Below are 17,734 nucleotides of genomic sequence, written 5' to 3' on the forward strand. Positions count from 1 at the left end.
GGCCATGAAGGAGTTATTTGTGAACGAACTTCATCGCCTCTTCAACCCACGCTCCATCGCCGTCATTGGCGCATCCGACAAGCCTGCATCCATCGGCGCGCGGACGCTGGAAAACCTGTTTGATCATTCCCGCTTCGACGGAAGCATCTACCTTGTGAGTCCGACACGCAGCGAGCTCCGGGGTCAGCGCTGCTACCCGAGCATCGTCGATGTCCCTGAAGCGCCCGATGTGGCGATCGTCGTGGTGCCCGCTCAATCCGCGGTGCAGGTGCTGCAGGACTGCGCGGACAAAGGGGTGAAATTCGCCGTGGTCCTGACTTCCGGCTTCAGCGAGGCGGACGATGACGGCAAGGCGCTCGAGGAACAGATCAAACAAATCGCAGCCCAATCAGGCATGCGCATCTACGGCCCCAATTGCCCCGGCGCATGCAATGTCAACGGCCGGCTGGGCATGACGTTTTCGCCGTCGTTTCCACATGATCTGCGGCCGGGCCCTCTCGGCATCGCAACGCAGGGTGGCGGCCTGGGCCGCAATCTCATGCAGGCAATGGACCGCGGCGTCGGTGTGGCGCTATGGAGCTCTTCGGGCAACGAAGCGGATCTTCAGGTAGCGGACTTCATCGACTACATGGCGGATGCGCCCGACATCAAGGTGATTCTCACGCTGGTGGAAGGGATCAAGGATGGGGCCAAGTTCGTCGCCGCGCTGCAAAAGGCCGCGCGCAATGGCAAGCCTGTCGTTGCGCTCAAGGTCGGCCGTTCCGAATATGGTCAACGCGCCGCGGCGTCGCACACGGCATCCATTACAGGCGCCGCCGAGGTGAACTCGGCTGTCCTGCGGCAATTGGGCGTCATCGAGGTCGACGATATCGACGAACTCATCGATGTCGGCTGGCTGCTCAGCCGTCACATGCCGGACGGACGCAGTGATGTCGCCATCTATTGCTCTTCCGGCGGAGCAGCGGCCCTCACCGCCGATATCGTCGGCCAGGTCGGCGTGCATCTCGCGGAATTCGCGCCTGAAACCGTTGGGAAACTGGCGTCCCTCCTTCCAGGGTATGCCGCGATCGGCAATCCGGTGGATACGACCACTGCCGTTCTCTCCAATGAGCAGCTCATGGACAGCACGTTGCTTGCCGTCTGTTCTGACCCTGGGGTGGCGCTGGTACTGTTGCCGGTAACCATTGATTACGGTGCGACCACCGAGCGAATGGCCGAAGCCGTCAGCCGTGTTCAGAAGCAAAGCCCCGTTCCCATCCTGCCGATCTGGATGTCGGACCGCATAGGCAAATCCTTCTCCATCTATGCCAATGACGGAATCGTTCCCTCCAAGAGCATTGGCAAGGCTGTCAGGGCCGTGCGCCGCTGGATCGACTACGGCAAATGGCGCAATCAGGCCCACCCTCGGCAGTGGAAACCTTGGTCAGCGATGGGAAAGCCGGCACTGGCCAATGAGCCGCCACTGAAGCTCAGCGAGCGCGATGCCAAGCAATGGCTGGCAGCGTATGCCTTGCCGGTGCCACCATCCGCGCTGGCCCGCTCCGTGGAAGATGCTGTTCGGGAAGCGTCCGGAATCGGTTTTCCCGTCGTTGCCAAAGTAGCCAGCCCCGAGATTGCCCACAAGAGCGATATGGGGGGCGTATTCGTGAACATGCAGGATGAAGCCGCGGTGCGCAATGCCTGGGACGCGGTCATGGCCAACGTCCGTGCGCACGCCCCTCACGCCAAGGTGGATGGCCTGCTGATCGAGAAGATGCTGCCGGCCGGTGGGGTCGAAGTTCTGGTGGGTGTATCGCGGGATCCTGTTTTCGGCCACGTTCTGACTTTCGGCCTCGGCGGCATCTATGTCGAGCTATTCAAGGACGTTACCCGCCGTTTGCTGCCGCTTCAGCGCGAAGAGGCGCAAGCCATGCTGCAGGAAGTGCGCAGCAGTGCTCTGCTTCAGGGCGCACGCGGCAGGCCAGCGGCGGATACGGAGGCTCTTGTCGAACTGCTCATGAAGGTCTCGGGCTTCGTTGAGCGGTATGCCGACTCCATTGACGAGATTGATCTCAATCCGGTATGGGTGGGACCCAAGGGTGCGGGAGTCTGTGTGCTTGATGCGGTCATCGTAGGTCGTGAACCCCAAGGCGGAGTAGTACTCACATGACCCAGTGGAAAGAGGCAACGCTGCAGTCCGCTGCCGATCAGAGCCCTCTGGCTGGCGTGCGTGTGCTCGATTTCGGCGAACTCGTTCCAGGTCCGTTCATGACGCAGAGTCTGGTGGAAATGGGGGCGGACGTCATCAAGATAGAGCGTCCGCCGCATGGCGACAATCTGCGCGTCATGTCGCCGCCGTTGTTCGAAGCATTGAACCGGGGCAAGCGGTTCGCCCAGTTCAACCTGAAGGACGCGCAGGATCGCCAAGAAGTGCTGGCACTGCTTGATGAGGCCGACGTGCTGGTCGAGAACTATCGCCCCGGCGTCATGCAGCGGCTGGGACTGGGCCCCGCGGACATGCTGGTGCGTAATCCGCAGCTCATCTATGTGTCGGTCAGCGGGTATGGATCGGATGGCCCGTGGGTGCAACGTTCAGGCCATGACATGAACTATCTCGCGACTGCCGGCGTCGTCGCGTTGAGCATGACGGAATCCAATCCATCTCCATTCATGGGGGTTCCTTATGCCGATCTGGGGTCGAGCGTCTATGCACTCGCAGCGCTCAATGCGGCGCTCTTTCAGCGCGAACGCACGCGTCGGGGTCAGCACCTCGATGTTTCCATGGCGGATTGCGCCGCTCATTGGTGCAACGTCCGCACCCCTGTGTTGAGGCACATCGGGGCCGACGATGTGCAGGCGTCCATCTCGCATATCCAGAAACGTCCCGGCTATGGCGTTTTCCGTTGCAGCGATAACCAGGCCATCACGATTGCGGCACTGGAAAACCATTTCTGGCAGGCATTGGTGCAAGTGCTTGATCTCAAGGATTTTGCAGGTGAGGCGTTCATGGACCACCGGTACCGCGTGCAGCATGTCGACGCCATCAATGCCGCCGTTCGATTGGCGATTGCACGCCTGCCCTCATGCGATGCGCTGGAGCGGCTCGAAGCAGCGGATGTGCCCGTCAGTCTGGTGGAAAACCCGCTGATGCTGCATGAAAACATGCAATTCAAGGCGCGTGGACTTTTCTGCGAAACATCTGGCGGGCCGCTCGCCCGCTTCCCCGTACGGCTTGCTGGCATGTGACAGGGCCGAATTCAACGCCGCAAATCGAAAGACATTCATGAACGAAACCATCGACTCATCTGCATCGCCGCCTGCGTTTGCAATCGGGCATTGCGAAGAATGCGGAACCTATACCTATCCACCCCAGGCCTACGGATGCAGACGCTGCGGGGCGGCCTTGCTCCAGCCTGTGGCTCCGCCGGTACCTGCGATCCTCCAGAACTATGTCACGCTCCACACGGTGCTTACGCCTGAACTGGATGTGCCCTGCGTCATCGGTGAAGTCCAGTTGGCTCCTGGTGTCATCGAGGAGGCACTCATCCATGTGGCCGACGAAGCAGAACTGAGCCTTGGGCAGCAGATGGCTCCACAAGCCTACAAAGACAAGAAAGACCAATGGCGCTGGTGCTTCGTGCCGGTCATTGGCGGATCGGGAGACCAGGCATGACCAATACGCTGCTCAAGGACAATCCCGTGCACGTCGTCGGCATCGGCATGCACAAGTACCAGTTTCCGACGGAGATGCCTTACCCTGTGCTCGGGATCACGGCCGTTCGTGAAGCTCTTGCCGATTCGGGCCTGAAATTCTCCGATCTGGACGGAGCGGTCGTCGGCACTGCTGCCATCGGCATGGCCGCGGGGCGTGTCATGCTCAAGCATCTCGGGTCCACGGGCCTGGAAGTCGAGCAGGTCGAGAACGCCTCGGCATCCGGCTCCACCGCTTTTCGCATCGCCTGCCTGCAGGTCGCATCGGGTGAAAAAGATTTGGTACTTGCCGTCGGTGTGGACAAGTTTGGCGATGGACGACGCGCCGCCAACAAGGACGGGATCGTTCCGCTCAGTCCTACATCCTCCATTCCTCTGGTCAAGTTCGCTTTGATGGTGCGCCGATGCATGCGAACGTATGGGCTGAGGTCCGAAGACCTGGCTCGGGTAGCCGTCAAGAACCATTACAACGCGTCGCTCAATCCGTATGCGCAGTTCCGCAAGCCACGTACGCTCGAACAGGTCATGAACTCTCCCGTGATCTGCGGCGACCTCACATCGCTGCAGTGCACTCCGCGAGGGGAAGGTGCAGCGGCCGTCATCGTGGCGTCGCCTACAGCCATCAAGCGGCATGGCCTGGACAAGCAACGCGCGATCCGCGTGCTCTCCTCAGTGTCCAACAGCGAAGGGCTTGCAAGTGATGATGGAAATGGCGCGCCCGCAGTCATCGATGTGGTCACCCGATCTTCGCGAATGGCGCTTGAGCAAGCCGGCATCGGAGCCAAGGAATTGGATCTGCTGGAACTGCATGACGCCTTCAGTGTCGAGGAACTGGTCTACAGCGAAGCGATCGGCGTTTGTGAGCCTGGCGAAGGCGCGCACTACCTGAACAGAGGCGCTTCCCGTATTGGTGGCGAGTGCGCCATCAATGCATCGGGCGGTTTGCTTGGAATGGGCCATCCGCTCGGACCCACGGGTCTCGGCCAGATCGCCGAGATCACGCGCCAGATGCGAGGTGAGGCCACGGGCCGCCAACACACGCGAACACGTTTCGCTCTCGCGCACATGGTGGGACTTGGCACTGTCGCGGTCGCACATGTTCTGGCCAAGCCTTGAGGAATCTCATGAACTACGAAACCATACAGCTCGAAGTTAACGACTCCATCGCCGTTGTGACCCTCAACCGGCCAGATCGGATGAATACGCTTGGCGGCTCGATGAAAGAGGATCTGCGCCATGCCTTTACGGAGCGCATCCGCAATGACGAAGGCATCCGTGCGGTGGTGATCACCGGATCGGGGGAGCGTGCATTCTGTGCTGGCGCCGACATCAAGGAGCGCGCCTCGCGCACATCGACGCTGCCCGCCTACCATGCTCAGCAGAAGGCAACCCATCAGCTCTTCAGTGCCATCGAAGCATTGGAGATTCCAGTCATTGCGGCAATCAACGGTGTCGCTCTTGGTGGCGGCCTTGAACTGGCGTTGTGCGCGGACTTCCGGATCGCTGCGGAGCACGCAAAACTCGGTCTCCCCGAGGCACGTATCGGCGCGCTGCCGGCGGCCGGCGGCACGCAGCGCCTGCCGCGTGCCGTCGGTCCAGCCTGGGCCAAACAATTGATGTTCACGTGTGAGCACATTGCGGCGCAGAAAGCGCTGTCCATCGGGCTGGTCAACGAAGTCGTTCCTATGGAACACCTGATGCAGCGTGCCATGGAACTGGCTCGCCAGATTGCAGCCAATGCGCCGCTGTCCATTCGCTTCATCAAACAGGCCGTCAATCAAGGCGTGCAGGTAAGTCTCGAATCCGGACTTGAATATGAACGCTATGCCGCTGCGATCGTGGTGAGCAGCGAGGACCGAAAAGAAGGAATGACGGCTTTCGTGGAAAAGCGCCTGCCGCAATTCCGGGGCGCGTGACCCCGTTTCACCGCATTTCAATGAACCGAAACCAACAGAGGTAGCCAAGAATCATGGATCTGAAAATCAAGGACAAAGTGGCCTTCGTCACCGGCGGCGGACAAGGCGTAGGCCGCCGCATTTGCCTGCAACTGGCTGAAGAAGGCGTGAGAGTCGCCGTCAACGATTTCTTCCCCGAGCGTGCTATTGCCGTGGCCGAAGAAATCCGGAAGACGGGCGGCATTGCGACTGCGGCGCCAGCGGACATCACCAGCGAAGCGGACATTGATGCGGCCATCGATAAAGCGGTATCCGAACTCGGCCCGATCGACATCCTCGTGAACAATGCCGGCGTGACAGTTGGGCGCCGCACCAAAGGAGGCATTGCGCCCACTTTTCTGGAAACGGCGGCGCCTGACTGGAAGGAAATCATCGACCTCAACATCTGGGGCATGTTGTACTGCGTGAACAAGGTGCTTCCAGGAATGAAAGAGCGCCGCTGGGGCAAGATCGTCAACATCATGAGCGAGGCGGGACGTGCAGGCGAAGCGCGTCTTGCTGTGTACTCGGGGGCCAAGGCTGCCATGCTCGGATTTGCCAAGGCGATCGCGCAGGAGCATGGCAGGGACTGCATCAATGTCAATACGATTGCATTGGGTGCAGTCTCGCATGAGGGCATCAAGTCTGGCGCTCTCAGTCCCGAGGCCACTCCAGAGAACAACGAACGCTTGGGGAAAATGCTCAAGGCGTACCCTATTGCTACCGGCTTGCAGCGGCTGTGCAAACCGGAAGACGTCGCGCCAATGGCGTGCTTGCTGGCCTCTGATCGCACAGCCTATGTCACGGGCCAGAGTATTGGCGTGAGCGGCGGCTTCGTGATGATCTGAATCGTTCCATGTGGTCGACACGGCTCTCCCGGCTGTTTGGCATCCGCCTGCCTATCTTTGCCGGTGGCCTGATGTGGCTTTCGGACGCGCGCTACGTAGCAGCCGTGGTGCGCGCCGGTGGCATAGCTTTCATGACGCCCCGCTCCTTCGCCAGCGAATCGGAATATGAGCGGCAATTGGTCATGTGCGCTCAGTTCTGTGAAGGCCTGCCCTTTGGGGTCAACCTGACCGCCAGCCAAAGGGATTCAGCCAATATGGTGCTGCAGCGGCAACTCGATATCGCATTGAGCGCGGGTGTGCGCCACTTCGAAACAGTCGGACCCGCAAGCCTGGGGCTCTTCGAGCGTATTCATGACGCAGGCGGTACGCTCATCCACAAAGTCGGCTTTGTGGACCATGCCATCAAAGCGGAACAGCATGGTGCTGATGCGGTTGCTATCGTTGGTATGGAGGCTGGAGGGCATCCGGGAATGCATGAGCAATCTTCGTTTCTGTCATGTGCCTGCGCGCTGGATGAACTCTCCGTTCCACTCGCGCTGGGCGGAGGCATCGGACATGGACGGCAGATTGCTGCAGCGCTGGTACTTGGATGCGATGGCGTTGTTGTTGGCACCCGCTTCCTGGCGTGCGATGAGATAGGCACTCACGCTGCAGTGAAGGCCCGCATCGTTCAAAGTGGTTCGCATGAAAGCGTTCAAGTGCTTCGTTCCGTCAAACACCCATGGCGCGTTTTGCACAACAGGACGGCAAAGCAGGTGTTGCACCTTGAAGCAAATGGCGTAGCAAACCACGAAGAATTCGGTGAGCTGATCAAGGGCTCATTGGGAAAAACTGCCGCGTATGACGGTGGTGACGCTGATACGGGACTGCTGTCTTTGGGGCAATCAGTAGGTTTTGTTCGTCAACGCGAACCCGTAGCCGCCACCATGGCGCAGCTTGTGCAGGAGGCTGAACTCCGCTGGTACGCGCAATTCCGTCAGAATGAGGACTGTGCCTAAGTGTTCATTCATTCTTCAATATGCCAGCATTTGTCACTGCCGCCGCTAGAGCGTTGACAATTTTCGAAATCTTCGCCCACGAACGTCGAGAGCTTTCCAACGCCGAAGTGGCCAAGTTGCTTCAGATTGCAGAAAGCAGTGCGTCGGATCTTTTGCACACTCTTGTGGAGACTGGCTATCTGATGCGTACGGAGCGATCACGGCGTTTTTATCCCTCGCCGCGCCTGCATGCGCTGGGTTTGTCCATCTCGGAAAACGATCCGATCGCGCGCATGTGCAATGATGCCCTGGACTTGCTGAGCGAGCGCACCGGTGAGACGGCGATTTCCGGAATTCTTGGCAGCCATCACGTGGAAATTACCGGTTTGCGCCAGGGCCGGCATCGCTTGCGCTACGTCTTCGAAGTGGGATCGCGTTTCGGTCTGCATGTCTCCGCACTCGGAAAGGCTTTGTTGGCAGAACTGGAAGACGAAGAAGCGCTGAAACTACTCAACAAGAAACCGCTGAAGCAGCTTACGGCCCAGACAATCACCAATCCCGAGTTGCTGTTGCAGGACATCCGCCGGGTAAGGAAAAGCGGCTATGCCCGCAGTGACAACGAAGGGGTAGAGGATGTAGGTGCCCTGGCGATCGCGGGACGCATAGGCGATAGGCTGATTGCGTTTTCAATCTCAGGCCCGCTCAATCGCTTCAAGCGCAACGAGCAGGAATACCAGCAAGTTTTGATGGGTCTGAAGTCCTCCATCTTCCAATAGCCTGTTTTTCCAACCAAGCTCAGCGGTTCTCGGCAAACTTCTCTCGACGGATGTCGCTGGCGTACGGTTTTATTTTCACTTGCCTATTACCTGGGGTCGGGAGCGCGTAAATACATTCTCGGCCGCGTCGGCGTCCAGTCGTCGTCCAGCGGCGGCACGTCCCCGCCGAACAGCGCGTGCCCGTTGGCCTGCAGCAGCGTGAGAATGCGCTGCGCCGCGGGCGACAGGTAGCCGTCGCGCCGGCAGGTCACGCCCAGGTGGCGGCGCAGCGTGGTGGCCGACAGGCGTACCTCGCGCAGCGAGCGGCTGCGCTCAAGCCGCAGCGTGTGGCGCGAGACAAAGGTCAGCAGATCGGTCTTGGCCACCATGCGCGGCAGCAGCGGAATCGAGCCGACCTCGACCTGCACCGTGGGCGGCGGCATGCCGCGCGAGGTGAATGCCTGGTCCAGCCACTGGCGGCTCGGAATGTTGGCGCTGGGTAGCGCCCAGGGGTGCTGCAGCAAGGCTGCGAGCGTGATGCGCGAGCGCTGGAAGATGGGGTGCGCCTGGCTGGCTGCCACCACCACCACCATGTCTTCGACGATGGGGGACGAGATGAGCTCGCCGTCGTCCTCGGGCGTCAGGCCGATCAGCAGATCGAGCTGCCCCTCGCGCAAGCGGCTGCGCAGCTCCCAGCTCGGGCCGATCACGATGCTGATGGTGACCTTGCGCCCGTTCGCCAGGGCCTTGCTGCACAGCTCGGGCAGCAGGTGGTCCGCGGCGACCGGGCCGCTGCCGATGCGCACGTGGCCCGAGATGCCTTCGTTGAAGCCGCGCACCTCGCGCAGCGCCTCCTGGCTGGCATTGCGCAGCATGCGCGCGCGGGCCAGCAGCACCTGCCCCACGGGCGTGAGGCGGATGCCGCGCCCCGCGCGCTCGAACAGCGGGCCGCCCACGGCCTGCTCCAGCCGCTGTATGCACTTGTAGACGCAACCTGCTTGCCGTGGCGATGGCCGCCACGGCTGCCCTGGGCTTCCAGGGCCTGGCCCACGCCGATGGCGACTGGCCGCAACGGCCCGTGCGGCTGGTGGTGCCCTTCCCGCCAGGCGGCGGCACCGACGCGACATCGCGCCTGGTGGCCGACAAGCTCAACACCGGCATGGGCTGGACGATGGTGGTCGACAACAAGCCGGGCGCTGGCGGCAACATCGGCCTGGATGCCGTGGCCAAGGCCGCGCCGGACGGCTACACCATCGGCATGGGGCAGGCCGCCAACTTGGCCATCAACCCCAGCCTGTACGCCAAGATGCCCTTCGACCCGCTGAAGGACTTCACGCCCATCGTCAGCGTGGCCCTGCAGCCGGTGGTGCTGACGGTGTGCGCGGACTCGCCGTTCAAGACCTTGGGCGACTTCATCCAGGCCGCGAAGGCCAGGCCCGGCTTCTACGGCGTTGCCCAGGCCGGCAACGGCACGGTGGGACATCTGGCGGGTGAAGTGCTGGCGCGCCGCGCGGGCATCCAGGTCCTGCAGGTGCCCTACAAGGGCGTCAGCCCGGCGATGATGGATCTGCTGGGCGGCCAGGTGGCGTTGTACTTCGGCAACACGGTATCCGTGATGACCCAACTGGCCGCCGGCAAGATCCGCGCCCTGGCCGTCACGTCGGCGCAGCGCGTGTCCTCGCTGCCCAACGTGCCCACGGTGGCCGAGCAGGGCTATCCCGACTTCGAGGCCTCGACTTGGCTGGGCCTGGTGGGGCCGGCCAACATGCCCGCCGATGTGGTCAAGCGCATCGGCGACGCCACCATGCAGCTGCTGGCCACCAAGGAGGTGCAGGACAAGCTGGCGCAGGAGGGCAGCATGCCCACGCCGGCCGACGGCGCGAAGTTCGGCCAATGGATCAAGAGCGAGCATGCCAAGTGAGGCAAGCTGATCCGCGAGGCGGACATCAAGCTCAACTGACGGGGTCGCCGCGTGCCTGGTCCATATCCAGTCGCAATGAGGATTTCAAAAAATATAGCTGCTAGCGCTTGCTGTACAAGCGCTAGATGCCATTTTGACTCCAAATAAGCCGGTGCCCCCATGCAAACCCGATTCGACGTCGAGAAGTTCAACGCACCTGCATCGTCCGCGCCGTCCGGCGCGGGCGAGCAGTCCGCCACGCCCCGCAGGCTGTAGGGCATCCTGTCCCTGGACGATTTCGAGGCCGCGGCCCGCAGGCACCTGCCTGCGCCCATCTTCGCGTACGTGAGCGGCGGTTGCGAGACCGACAAGTCCCTGCGCGGCAACCGCGAGGCGTTCGACGGCCATCGCTGGGTGACCCGCGTGCTGACCGACACTTCGCTGATTGCGATGGAGGAGGTGGCGTGCGCCGACCCGCAAGCCTGGTTCCAGGCCTATGTGCCGGGCGAGAAGGAGCGCATCCTCAAGCTGCTGGACCGCGTGGAGTCCGCCGGCTTCAAGACCCTGGTCGTCACGGTCGATACGCCCGTTTCGGGCAACCGCGAGAACAACATCCGCGCGGGCTTCTCGACCCCGCTGCGCCCCAGCCTGCGCCTGGCGTGGGAGGGCGTCACCCACCTGCGCTGGCTGCTGGGCACGGCCCTGCGCGCACTGGCGCTGCACGGCATGCCGCATTTCGAGAACTCGCAGGCCGCGCGGGGCGCGTCCATCCTCTCGTCCACCGTCACGCGCGACTTCGGCGCGCGCGATCACCTGGGCTGGGAGCACCTGGCCCTGATCCGCCAGCGCTGGCGCGGCCCCCTGGTGGTCAAGGGCATCCTGCACCCGCAGGACGCGCTGGCCGCGCGCGACGCGGGCGCGGACGGGGTCATCCTGTCCAACCACGGCGGCCGGCAGCTGGACGGCTCGGTCTCGCCGCTGCAGATGCTGCCGCACGTGGTGGATGCCGTGGGGCCGGACTACGTGGTCATGGTCGATAGCGGCTTTCGCCGCGGCAACGACGTGCTGCTGGCGCTGGGCGCCAGGTTCGTCTTCGTAGGGCGCCCGTTCAACTACGCCGGCGCGGTGGGCGGCGAGGCGGGCATCCGCCACGCCATCGGCATCCTGGCTTCGGAGATACGGCGCAACATGGCGCTGATCGGCGTGAGCCGGGTTGCCGAACTGCACCCGGGGATGCTGGTGAAAAGCGCCGCTTAGGACTGTACCGTCAGGCGGCGGGCGCCACGCGCTGCCAGGCCTCGTACAGGTCCTCGCCCGTGTCGCGCACGGGCAGGCTGCGCAGCGGCATCTCGCGCTGCTCGATCGGGCGGGCGATCTCGACGTAGCCGCGCTCGGCCGAGAGGTCGTAGGGCGCGCCGTCCTCGTTGGAGTAGGCGTAGTACACCTCCTTCACGCCGGCCAGGTACATGGCGGTCAGGCACATGGGGCAGGGGTAGCCGCTGGCGTAGACGGTGGAGCCCGACAGGTCGGTGCCGCCCTGCGTCCTGGCCGCGGCGCGCACGGCCTGCATCTCGGCGTGGGCCGAGGGGTCGCACAGCGCATCGACCTCGTTGACGGCGGTGGCGAGCACCTTGCCGCCGCGCACGAGCACGGCGCCGAAGGGCCAGGTCTTGCGCTCGCGCACGTTGGTCATCGCGGCGCGGATGGCATCGACCATGTACTTTTCTGCGTTCGGATCGGGGTGGGTCATGGGGATGGGCTCCTGCGGTCAGCTGCCGCGATAGGTTGAGAAAAACCAGGGCGCGCACAGCATGGGCACGTGGTAGTGCTGCGCGGCGTCGTAGATGGAAAAGCGCACGGGCACCACGTCCGCCAGGGTGTCCGGCTCCTTGAAATGGTCGCCTACGTGGAACCGCAGCTCGAAGTGGCCGGTGCGCGCGTCCTTGGCGGACAGCATGGGCGCGTCGGTGCGGCCGTCGGCGTTGGTGCGGGTGCTGTTGATGCGCACGGGCGGCTGGGCCGCCACGTCGAACAGTTCCACCTTCAGGCCCGTCAGCGGCCGGCCGGTGGTGATGTTGAGTACATGGGTCGAGATGCCTGCCATGGGTCGCTCCTTGCAAGTCTTGCGAACGGGGGAAATCAGCTGCCGCGCGAATAGGTGTAGCTCCACGGGCCGAACTGGATCGGCAGGTGGATGCGTTCGGCCACGTTGACGATGCGGATGCGCACCGGCACCTTGGACAGGAACGGCGGCGTGGGCAGCCTGGCCTGCTTGGCGGCGTAGAAGTCGTCCACGTGCAACAGCAGTTCGTAGTCGCCCGGCTGGTAGGTGTCGCCGATCAGCAGCGGCTCGTCCGAGCGGCCGTTGCCGTTCATGACCAGGGAGGCCAGTTGCCGGTAGCGGTCGCCTTCGCGCTTGGAGAAATCGATGCGCAGCCCCGTGGCCGCCGCGCCGTGGAAGGTGTCCAGCGTGTGCACAGTCAGCCGGGGGCTCACGCCGTGCAGCACGATGGGGCCGCTGGACTGCAGGGGCCCCGCGGGGGCAGCCTGCGCCTGCGCGCCGCGCGTTGCGAGCGCGGCGGCTCCCAGCGCCAGGCTGGACAAGGCGAACTGCCGGCGCTCGGGACGAAAGTTGGGTAGCGTTTCCATGATGTCTCCTTTTGTGATGCCATTGGGGAATGGGGTGCGGGCTATTCGCGCACCAGCGCTTCGATGCGCCCGCGTGTGATGAGCCCAATCTGCTGCAGCGCGGCCGTGCGCTCCACCTCGGTTTGCCCGGCGGCGCGCGTGCGCAGCGCCTCGAAGATCTGCTGCTTGTCGTGGTGGCGCACGGCGATGATGAAGGGGAAGCCGTGCCGCTCGCGGTAGGTGCGGTTGAGCCGCTGGATGTCGGCCATCTCGTCGCGGCTCAGGGCGTCCAGGCCCGCGCTGCTCTGCTCGCCCACGGATTCGGCGGTCATGGTGCCGGCCTGTGCCTCGCGCCCGGCCAGCTCGGGGTGGCCGCACAGGAAGGCCAGCTGCTGAGCGTCCGGCGCCTGCCGCACGGCGTCCAGCATGGCGGCATGCAGCGCGCCGACGCTGGCGAACGGGCGCCTGGCCCAGGCGGCCTCGGCCACCCAGGGCGCCAGCTCGAAGGTGGGGCCCAGGGCCTGGACGAAGGTGTCGCGGTCCATGGCGTTGACGGTGGACAGGTCGATGGAGTGCATGGTGTGTAGGTCTTGGGTGAGGGAAGGTTCAGCGTTGTTTGCGCAATGCGGGCACGCAGGCCAGGATGAGCACCGTGGCGCACACCTCGACGCCCGCGACCACGTACAGGCCGGACGACAGGCTGCCGGTGGCCGTCTTGATGGCGCCCAGCATCCACGGCGCACCAAAGCCCGCCAGGTTGGCAAACGAGTTGATGAGCGCCACGCCGCCCGCCGCGGCCGTGCCGGCCAGGAAGCGGTTGGGCATCTGCCAGAAAACGGGGATGGCGCTCATGGTGCCGACGATGGCCAGCGTGAGCGCCGCCAGCACGATGGCCGGGCTTTGCTGCAGGAACATGGCGATGACCAGGATGGAGGCCGCCCCCAGAGCCGCTGCCAGCGCACAGTGGTAGCGCGACTCCTGGTGCTTGTCGGAGTGGAAGCCGTTCCAGATCATGCCGAAGGCACCGCACAGGTAGGCACCGGCCATAATCCAGCCCACCGTGGCGGGGTTGGTGAAGCCCACTTCCTTGACCAGCGAGGGGCCGAAGAAGGTGAGCGCCGAGTTGGCCGCGATGACGCAGAAGAAGATCAGGATCAGCAGCCAGATGCGGCCGCTCTTGAGCGAGGCCAGCATGCTGTGCTCGCGGTGGCCCATGGCCGCGTTGTCGCGCGCCAGGTCATCGTGCACCAGCTGGCGTTCGCGCGGCGTGAGCCAGCGGGCCTGCTCGGGCTTGTCGGTCAGATAGAAGAAGGTGACGAAGCCGGCGATCACCGAGGGAATGCCCTCGATGAGCAGCACCCATTGCCAGCCCGACCAGCCGTTGACGCCGTGCAGCCCATTCATCAGGGTGCCCGCCAGCGGCCCGCCGATCACGCCCGCGAAGGCCGAGGCCGACATGAACATGCCGAACGCCTTGGCCCGCCGGTCGTTGGGAAACCAGTAGGTCAGGTACAGGATGATGCCGGGGTAGAAGCCCGCCTCGAACGCACCCATCAGGAAGCGCAGGAAGTAGAACATCTCGGGCGTCTTGACGAACATCGTGGCGATGCAGGTCAGGCCCCAGCCGATGGTGATGCGCATGATGGTCTTCTTGGCGCCGATCTTCTGCAGCAGCAGGTTGCTCGGCACCTCGAAGAAGAAATAGCCCAGGAAGAAGATGCCAGCGCCCAGGCCGTACACGGCCTCGCTCCACTTCAACTCATCAAGCATGGTGAGCTTGATGAAGCCCACATTGACGCGGTCGATCCACGCCAGCACCCACAGCATCATCAGAAAGGGGATCAGCCGCCAGATGATCTTGCGGTAGACCCCGTCCAGTTCCGGCGCGCCAGCCTGCGGCTGCGCCGATGCGTCCATCACGTGTGTCGTTCCCATGTTTGTCTCCTTGCCGGTCTCGCTGGTGGACCGTGTCTGGCCGGACTGTAGGAAGGAATCGGTGGTAGTGCGCGGAGCTTTCATAATGTCCGGCATAACGGTTCCCGATGTTTTTCATCGCTATCTATGTCCCGTGCGCAAGACCCTCTGGATACTTACCTGCTGCGCGTCCTGGTGGCGTTGGTGGCCGAGCGCAGCGTATCGCGCACGGCGGTGCGTATGAACCAGACGCAGCCAGCCATCAGCGCCGCCCTGCGGCGCCTGCGCGAAGTGCTGGGCGACCCGATCCTGGTGCGCGAGCGCGGCGGCATGGTGCCGACCGAGCGCGCGCGCCAGTTGCGCGCCCGCGCCCGCACCGCGCTGGCCGAGATCGACCACATGCTGGCTGGCCCCGAGGCGTTCGACCCCGCCACCAGCGCGCAGACCTTCACCATCGCCTCGCCCGACTACCTGGCCACCAGCTTCATGGCCGAGGTGGTGCAGCACTTTCGCGCCGAGGCGCCGCACGCCCGCCTGGTGATACAGCCGCTGTCCGGCGACTACGACTTCGAGCAGGCGCTTGCGCAGGGCAGTCTGGACATCGTGGTCGGCAACTGGCCGCAGCCCACCGAGCGCCTGCACCTGTCGCTGCTGCTGGAGGACGACCTGGTCTGCCTGATGAACCCGAACCATCCGCTGGCCCAGGACTCAAGCGGCGACCCCATGCCGCTGGAGCGCTACCTGGCGGCCGCCCACCTGCTGCCCACGCCGCTGGCCGCATCGCACCGTCCGGTGGTGGACACGCATCTGGCAGGGTTGCGGCAGGTGCGCGACGCCCGCGTGATGGTGCCCTATTTCGCCGTGGCGCCGTATCTGGTCGCCCATAGCGATCTGGTCTTCACCACCGCGCGCCACTTCGCCCGTCAGTTCACGCGCACCCTGCCGCTGGTGATGGTGCCAGCGCCCGAGGGCTTTCCGCGCATGCGCTTCTACCAGCTGTGGCATGAGCGCTCCCACCACCAGGCAGGGCACCGCTGGCTGCGCGGGCTGCTCACCCAGGCGGCTGCGCACCAGCAGGCTGCCGGGGACGGTTGATTCCGGAGAGAAAGGGGCGGCTCAGCCCTTGTGTCCGGCCATCGTGTCGATGGCCAGCGCCGAATGCGCATAGGCGCCGCCGGCGCGCATTTCGGCCGCGACCCAGATCGCCTCCATGACCTGCGCCTCGCTGGCGCCGGCCTTGAGCGCGCCCTCGTTGTGGCCGCGTATGCAGTACGGGCACTGCGTGACATGCGCCACGGCCACCGCGATCAGCTGCTTGGTCTTCGCGTCGAGTTCGCCATCGGCGAACACGGCGGCGCTGAAGGCGCGAAACGCTTCCAACTGCTTGGGCGCGAGTTCGCGGCGCTTGCGTGCAATCTCGGCGCTGCCGACCGGGTACATGGCATGGTCCATGGTCGTGCCTCTTTCGATGTCAATGGCTGCCGGGCTGGTAGCTGCCGGCCTCGGTGCGGAACGCCACCGACAGCCGGTTCCAGCCGTTGATGGCGACGATGGCCAGCGTCAGGTCCACCAGCGCCTTGTCGTCGAACTGCCGGCGCGCCTGCGCGTACACCTCGTCCGGCACCTGCTGGTCCTTGAGCAGGGTCACGGCCTCGGCCCAGGCCAGCGCGGCGCGTTCGCGCGGTGTGTAGCAGGGCGCCTCGCGCCATGCGGGCAGCAGGTACAGGCGCTGCTCGCTCTCGCCGGCGGCGCGCGCGTCCTTGGTGTGCATGTCCAGGCAGAAGGCGCAGCCGTTGATCTGCGACACGCGCGTCTTCACCAGCTCCAGCAGCGTGTGGTCGAGCCCGCTGGTGCGCGCGTGCTGTTCCAGCCCCAGCATGGCGGCAAAACCCTGGGGCGATGCCTGCCTGTAGTCCAGGCGTTGCGTCATCGAAAACCTCCTGTTCATTGCGCCGCAGCCAGTCCGTCCGGCTGCAGCAAAAAGGCGCGCATGGCGACGGCGTTGTTCACGGTCTCGTCACGTGCCGAATACACCAGCGTCACCACGCCATGGCGCGCGCGCTCGCGCAGCGCGTCGAAGGCCTCGGGCTGGGCGCGCAACTCGGCGGCGTAGCGGCGGCGGAATTCGTCCCACAGCGCAGGGTCGTGGTTGAACCACTGGCGCAGCGCGGTGCTCGGGGCCAGCGCCTTGTTCCATTCGGCCAGCGCCAGCGCTTCCTTCTTCACGCCGCGCGGCCACAGCCGGTCGATCAGGATGCGCGCGCCGTCCTCGGCCGCGGGCGGCTCGTAGGCGCGCTTGATGCGGACATGGCGGGGTGGGATGGTCTTGTCCATGGCATGGTCCTGCAGGGCCCGACACCCGGGCAGGATACGCGCCCCTGCGGCTTCGGCCGCCAGCAGGGGTATTGGCCGCGGCACCCATCGTGGCCGCCGGCGCGCCGACCAGGCCGCGCGGGCTTTTCTTACAGGGCGTGGGGGGCGTGGCCCACGTGCTCCCGGCCGCGCCCTTCCTAGGATGGAGCCATGTTCAACCACCTGGGAGCACTCAGCACCATGCATGCTTTCCTCAAAACCTCTTGCGCCGTCACGGTGGCCGCCGCCTCCGCCCTTTTTCTCAGCGCTTGCGGCGGCGGCAATGACGACGATCCCACGCCCAGCGACCAGCTCGGCGTGCTGACGGTCACCGGCGCTACCGTGGAAGGCCTCAACGGTATCTATGGCGACGGCAACATCAACCTCACCGATGTGGACAAGAAGAACCCCATCGGCTCGTACCCCGAGGTGTGCACCTTCCGCTTCGACGGTGTCAACCGCGTGGGTGGCAGCGGGCAGGCGTTTGGCGACATCCGCTACCGGCCCGATGCCAGCGTGGTGTACGAGGCCTTCTTCACCGTCCTGGGCCATGAGTTCCGCGCCGACGACTGGAGCGACGTGGCCGTGGTGCGCGATACCGACCGCGTTCGTCTGGCCAACAAGACACTGGTTGCCACGGATGGCTCCGGCGCGCGCGTGACCGTCTCGGGCGTTGTGCCCATGCGGCCCAACCGTCCCTCGGGCTGCTGAGCCATCGGCCCGCTCTCCCGCGCAT

The 17,734-nt window shown here is 64.4% G+C and carries 21 protein-coding genes; 12 read left to right on the forward strand and 9 right to left on the reverse strand.

Annotated features, from left to right (window positions below; genetic code table 11):
• The first annotated feature begins 4 nt into the window (after window positions 1–4).
• Genes ACX12L_RS20030 through ACX12L_RS20065 form a run of 8 tightly spaced genes read left to right on the forward strand, consistent with a single transcriptional unit; the run spans window position 5 to window position 8,225 of the window.
• Window positions 5–2,149 carry an acetate--CoA ligase family protein gene (locus ACX12L_RS20030; protein WP_459264198.1) on the forward strand — a complete coding sequence of 715 codons (2,145 nt, stop codon included), beginning with the start codon at window positions 5–7 and terminating at the stop codon, window positions 2,147–2,149.
• Entirely contained in the window at window positions 2,146–3,225 is a 1,080-nt protein-coding gene (locus ACX12L_RS20035; protein WP_459264199.1) for a CaiB/BaiF CoA transferase family protein, read from the forward strand. The genes ACX12L_RS20030 and ACX12L_RS20035 overlap by 4 nt, the downstream gene beginning before the upstream one ends.
• 37 nt (window positions 3,226–3,262) lie before the next feature.
• A complete protein-coding gene (locus ACX12L_RS20040) occupies window positions 3,263–3,652 on the forward strand; it encodes a Zn-ribbon domain-containing OB-fold protein (RefSeq protein WP_459264200.1) in 390 nt (129 codons plus the stop codon).
• Entirely contained in the window at window positions 3,649–4,806 is a 1,158-nt protein-coding gene (locus tag ACX12L_RS20045) for a thiolase family protein (RefSeq protein ID WP_459264201.1), read from the forward strand. Before ACX12L_RS20040 ends, ACX12L_RS20045 begins: the two co-directional genes overlap by 4 nt.
• An 8-nt stretch (window positions 4,807–4,814) precedes the next feature.
• The gene (locus tag ACX12L_RS20050; RefSeq protein ID WP_459264202.1) at window positions 4,815–5,606 is read left to right on the forward strand and encodes an enoyl-CoA hydratase/isomerase family protein; all 792 of its coding nucleotides are present in this window, start codon (window positions 4,815–4,817) and stop codon (window positions 5,604–5,606) included.
• A gap of 53 nt (window positions 5,607–5,659) precedes the next feature.
• Window positions 5,660–6,472 carry an SDR family NAD(P)-dependent oxidoreductase gene (locus ACX12L_RS20055; protein ID WP_459264203.1) on the forward strand — a complete coding sequence of 271 codons (813 nt, stop codon included), beginning with the start codon at window positions 5,660–5,662 and terminating at the stop codon, window positions 6,470–6,472.
• Between the two features lie 8 nt (window positions 6,473–6,480).
• Window positions 6,481–7,470 carry an NAD(P)H-dependent flavin oxidoreductase gene (locus ACX12L_RS20060; RefSeq protein WP_459264204.1) on the forward strand — a complete coding sequence of 330 codons (990 nt, stop codon included), beginning with the start codon at window positions 6,481–6,483 and terminating at the stop codon, window positions 7,468–7,470.
• A gap of 20 nt (window positions 7,471–7,490) precedes the next feature.
• Window positions 7,491–8,225 (forward strand): IclR family transcriptional regulator, encoded by a 735-nt coding sequence (locus ACX12L_RS20065; protein WP_459264205.1) that lies wholly within the window; start codon window positions 7,491–7,493, stop codon window positions 8,223–8,225.
• 86 nt (window positions 8,226–8,311) lie between these two features.
• On the opposite strand, the gene ACX12L_RS20070 is transcribed toward ACX12L_RS20065, so the two are convergent.
• Complete coding sequence (locus tag ACX12L_RS20070; protein WP_459264206.1) at window positions 8,312–9,160, reverse strand: LysR substrate-binding domain-containing protein; 849 nt, start codon at window positions 9,158–9,160, stop codon at window positions 8,312–8,314.
• A gap of 53 nt (window positions 9,161–9,213) precedes the next feature.
• Here ACX12L_RS20070 and ACX12L_RS20075 point away from each other — a divergent pair, with 53 nt between their 5' ends.
• A complete protein-coding gene (locus ACX12L_RS20075) occupies window positions 9,214–10,125 on the forward strand; it encodes a Bug family tripartite tricarboxylate transporter substrate binding protein (protein ID WP_459264207.1) in 912 nt (303 codons plus the stop codon).
• A gap of 258 nt (window positions 10,126–10,383) precedes the next feature.
• Entirely contained in the window at window positions 10,384–11,361 is a 978-nt protein-coding gene (locus ACX12L_RS20080; RefSeq protein ID WP_459264233.1) for an alpha-hydroxy acid oxidase, read from the forward strand.
• Between the two features lie 10 nt (window positions 11,362–11,371).
• On the opposite strand, the gene ACX12L_RS20085 is transcribed toward ACX12L_RS20080, so the two are convergent.
• Genes ACX12L_RS20085 through ACX12L_RS20105 form a run of 5 tightly spaced genes read right to left on the reverse strand, consistent with a single transcriptional unit; the run spans window position 11,372 to window position 14,667 of the window.
• Window positions 11,372–11,854, reverse strand: coding sequence for a nucleoside deaminase (locus ACX12L_RS20085; protein WP_459264208.1), 483 nt, complete (start codon window positions 11,852–11,854; stop codon window positions 11,372–11,374).
• An 18-nt stretch (window positions 11,855–11,872) separates the two neighbouring features.
• Window positions 11,873–12,208 (reverse strand): hydroxyisourate hydrolase, encoded by a 336-nt coding sequence (gene uraH / locus ACX12L_RS20090; RefSeq protein ID WP_459264209.1) that lies wholly within the window; start codon window positions 12,206–12,208, stop codon window positions 11,873–11,875.
• Between the two features lie 35 nt (window positions 12,209–12,243).
• A complete protein-coding gene (locus ACX12L_RS20095) occupies window positions 12,244–12,753 on the reverse strand; it encodes a hydroxyisourate hydrolase (RefSeq protein ID WP_459264210.1) in 510 nt (169 codons plus the stop codon).
• 41 nt (window positions 12,754–12,794) lie between these two features.
• Complete coding sequence (uraD, locus tag ACX12L_RS20100; protein WP_459264211.1) at window positions 12,795–13,310, reverse strand: 2-oxo-4-hydroxy-4-carboxy-5-ureidoimidazoline decarboxylase; 516 nt, start codon at window positions 13,308–13,310, stop codon at window positions 12,795–12,797.
• Window positions 13,311–13,338: 28 nt separating this feature from the next.
• Window positions 13,339–14,667 carry an MFS transporter gene (locus ACX12L_RS20105; protein WP_459264212.1) on the reverse strand — a complete coding sequence of 443 codons (1,329 nt, stop codon included), beginning with the start codon at window positions 14,665–14,667 and terminating at the stop codon, window positions 13,339–13,341.
• Between the two features lie 126 nt (window positions 14,668–14,793).
• Here ACX12L_RS20105 and ACX12L_RS20110 point away from each other — a divergent pair, with 126 nt between their 5' ends.
• The gene (locus ACX12L_RS20110) at window positions 14,794–15,741 is read left to right on the forward strand and encodes a LysR family transcriptional regulator (protein WP_459264213.1); all 948 of its coding nucleotides are present in this window, start codon (window positions 14,794–14,796) and stop codon (window positions 15,739–15,741) included.
• 21 nt (window positions 15,742–15,762) lie between these two features.
• Here ACX12L_RS20110 and ACX12L_RS20115 read toward each other — a convergent pair whose 3' ends face one another.
• The 3 genes from ACX12L_RS20115 to ACX12L_RS20125 are packed head-to-tail and all read right to left on the reverse strand — an operon-like array spanning window position 15,763 to window position 16,980.
• Window positions 15,763–16,098 carry a carboxymuconolactone decarboxylase family protein gene (locus ACX12L_RS20115; RefSeq protein WP_459264214.1) on the reverse strand — a complete coding sequence of 112 codons (336 nt, stop codon included), beginning with the start codon at window positions 16,096–16,098 and terminating at the stop codon, window positions 15,763–15,765.
• Window positions 16,099–16,117: 19 nt separating this feature from the next.
• Window positions 16,118–16,576, reverse strand: coding sequence for a carboxymuconolactone decarboxylase family protein (locus ACX12L_RS20120; protein ID WP_459264215.1), 459 nt, complete (start codon window positions 16,574–16,576; stop codon window positions 16,118–16,120).
• 14 nt (window positions 16,577–16,590) lie between these two features.
• Window positions 16,591–16,980, reverse strand: coding sequence for a DUF488 domain-containing protein (locus tag ACX12L_RS20125; protein WP_459264216.1), 390 nt, complete (start codon window positions 16,978–16,980; stop codon window positions 16,591–16,593).
• A 219-nt stretch (window positions 16,981–17,199) separates the two neighbouring features.
• Between ACX12L_RS20125 and ACX12L_RS20130 the strand changes: the two genes are divergently transcribed.
• Window positions 17,200–17,709 (forward strand): hypothetical protein, encoded by a 510-nt coding sequence (locus ACX12L_RS20130; protein WP_459264234.1) that lies wholly within the window; start codon window positions 17,200–17,202, stop codon window positions 17,707–17,709.
• Window positions 17,710–17,734: the final 25 nt, after the last annotated feature.

Source organism: Alicycliphilus sp. T452, assembly GCF_054512775.1.